The organism is Bartonella sp. OD88NMGDW (assembly GCF_042193775.1).
GTDB classification, from domain to species: Bacteria; Pseudomonadota; Alphaproteobacteria; order Rhizobiales; family Rhizobiaceae; genus Bartonella; species Bartonella grahamii.
In genome coordinates this window covers 1-2,385 of the sequence record NZ_JBHIMA010000038.1, presented here as the reverse complement: position 1 = coordinate 2,385, position 2,385 = coordinate 1, and the positions used below count along the sequence as shown (strand labels likewise).

The following is a 2,385-nucleotide window of genomic DNA, read 5'->3' as shown; positions in this document are numbered from 1 at the left end:
TCGACGATCTATGATTGGTCTTTAAATGCCTCCTTGAATGCCTATTGTGATGATTTGATTGATTGGTCAAAAGGACAGCGCCCTAGCAGCGTGAATAACAGCGCCCGTATGATGATGCAGCGTGTGCGTGAATATTTATCCGATACGAGTGGTGTGATTGAAAGCACTTTTACGGTTGATGCTGAACAACAGACGACGTTGATAAGACTTCAAAGCAAATCGCATTTTTTGAAATATAAGAATGGGATATCAATATATTTTAAAGCAAAAGGTAAGAATATTGGGGAAACCGCAATTGCCTTGAATGATTTAGCCGCTAAACCTGTTTATAAGGCGACGGAATTAGGCATTCGTGCATTATCTGGAGGTGAAATCCAACAAGGGTGCATTTATACATTGGTTTATAGGGATCATGCTTGGCAAGTTTTAAATCCTACGCCTCTTTCTTTATCACAAGAACCGGTTATTCCCGTTTATCCTACGGGGACGATAGGGATTTTTGGGATGCAAGTTTTGCCAGAGGGCTGGTTACTCTGTGATGGGAAGGCTTATTTGCGCAGTGATTATCCTGCTCTTTATGATGCAATAGGGATCAGATGGGGTGGAGCTGATACTTGGAACAAGTTTAACGTTCCCGATTTGCGTGGTGTTTTTTTACGAGGTGTTGATGATGACCGCGAGATAGACCGCTTTCGTTATCTTGGCACTTTACAAAATGACGCTATGAGAAAGCATGATCATAGTGGTCAATCCTTTACGATTTTGAATGATGAAAATCAGGAAGAGAGTTGGCATGGTGATTTGACGATCATCTGGGGATATGTGTTGAATGACCAGCAAAGATTGAAACTTGCCGAACGTTTGGGCGTGAGGGCAGAGGATATACGCGTGCACCATAAGCTCGCCTTTCCCCATTCCCACCTTCATATGCGTGATGTTGCATTGGCAAGTTCAGGTGTAAGTGAGACGCGCCCGATTAATATGAGTGTTGTGTTTGGAATCAAGACGTGAGGTTTAGATGTCCACGATTTATGATTGGTCTTTAACGGCATCTGAAAATGGTGGGGCTGATGCTTTAATTAATTGGTCAGAGGGACAGCACCCTAACACGGTTAATAATAGCGCTCGTTTTATGATGCAAAGGATAAGAGAGTATTTATCGGATACGGGCGGCGTGCTTGAAGGGATTGTGACGGTTGATAATAACCAAAAGACGAGCGTGATAAGGCTTCTAAGCCAATCGGCATTTTTAGAGTATAAGAATGGCATATCGGTTTGTTTTAAAGCGAAGGGTAAGAATGTTGGGGCGACAACAATTGCTTTAAATAATTTAGCCGGTAAGCCCGTTTATAAGGCGACAGAAACCGGTTTATTAGCCTTATCGGGAGGAGAGATACAAGATGGTTGTCTTTATACGCTTGTGTATGATGAAGATATAACCGGTTGGCAAGTTCTCAACCCGACAAGGGGCAAAGTTTCTTCCTTAAAACGCTTACCCACTGGTCTGATAGGACCGTTTGCAATGGAGCGCTTGCCGGATGGTTGGTTGCCATGTGATGGGCGTGCTTATTCACGGTATGTTTATTGGGATTTATTTTGTGTCATAGGAACGACGTGGGGAGAAGGGGATGGCGCCACGACGTTTAATGTTCCCGATTTTCGGGGGATGTTTTTACGGGGACTTGATAATGAACGCAATCTAGACCCTTGGCGTTCTTTTGCAAGTCAGCAAGGCTGTTCTTTAAAAGCGCATGAACATTTTATAGGTCCGGAGTCATCAGAAGGTCTTTCTTCTCGAAAAAAACGAGATGTTTCTTCTTCTGAAGCTCACTTGCAAAGGCGAAAGAGAGCTATAGACGAAGAGTGTGTAGGTTTGAGTGGGGATAGCTTAAAGAAATGTCATGAAGAATTTGACCGAATAGTGGGCATTTCAGAGGTTCCATTTTGGTTTACAGAAAAAGATAAGCCGCCGCGTTTACCTTGGTTTATCAGGAGCCCGTTTGCTAATTTTTTATATTATTCCACGCCTATAACAGAAGGTCTAAATGACAGAGAGCATCATGAACATCACCTTATGGCAGAGAGGGTTGGTGGTGTTGAAACGCGCCCCGTTAATGTGAGTGTAGTTTATGGGATCAAGACATGAGGAGTTGAAATGTCATTAAAACCGTTTGCTATATCAGAGATTAGCGACCCGTCTCAAGTACGGGTCGTTTTGTATTCGGGGGGAGGATTTGTGCATGCGCCGCTTAATGGCGTTTTTGATTTACTGAAAGCAGCTTTGAAAAGCGAGCTTGATGGATCGTTAAAAGATTTAGAGAAGCGCTTAGAGGCTTTAAGAGAAGAGTTTGAAGATTTGAAAGAGTGTTCATTAGACGAAGTACT

Annotated in this window: 3 protein-coding genes; all 3 read left to right on the top strand. The window is 43.0% G+C overall.

Features of this window, described 5'->3' with window-relative positions:
- Positions 1-1,011: phage tail protein (locus tag ACFIJR_RS08845; RefSeq protein WP_375654046.1), on the top strand; the 1,011-nt coding region annotated here is incomplete at its 5' end.
- 7 nt (positions 1,012-1,018) lie between these two features.
- The gene (locus tag ACFIJR_RS08840) at positions 1,019-2,146 is read left to right on the top strand and encodes a phage tail protein (protein WP_375654045.1); all 1,128 of its coding nucleotides are present in this window, start codon (positions 1,019-1,021) and stop codon (positions 2,144-2,146) included.
- Between the two features lie 9 nt (positions 2,147-2,155).
- On the top strand, positions 2,156-2,385 hold a 230-nt coding region (locus tag ACFIJR_RS08835), incomplete at its 3' end, for a hypothetical protein (RefSeq protein WP_375654044.1).

Excerpts from the sequence above, each read along its gene's own strand:
- ACFIJR_RS08840 (WP_375654045.1), top strand. The coding sequence starts at position 1,019 with ATGTCCACGATTTATGATTGGTCTTTAACGGCATCTGAAAATGGTGGG.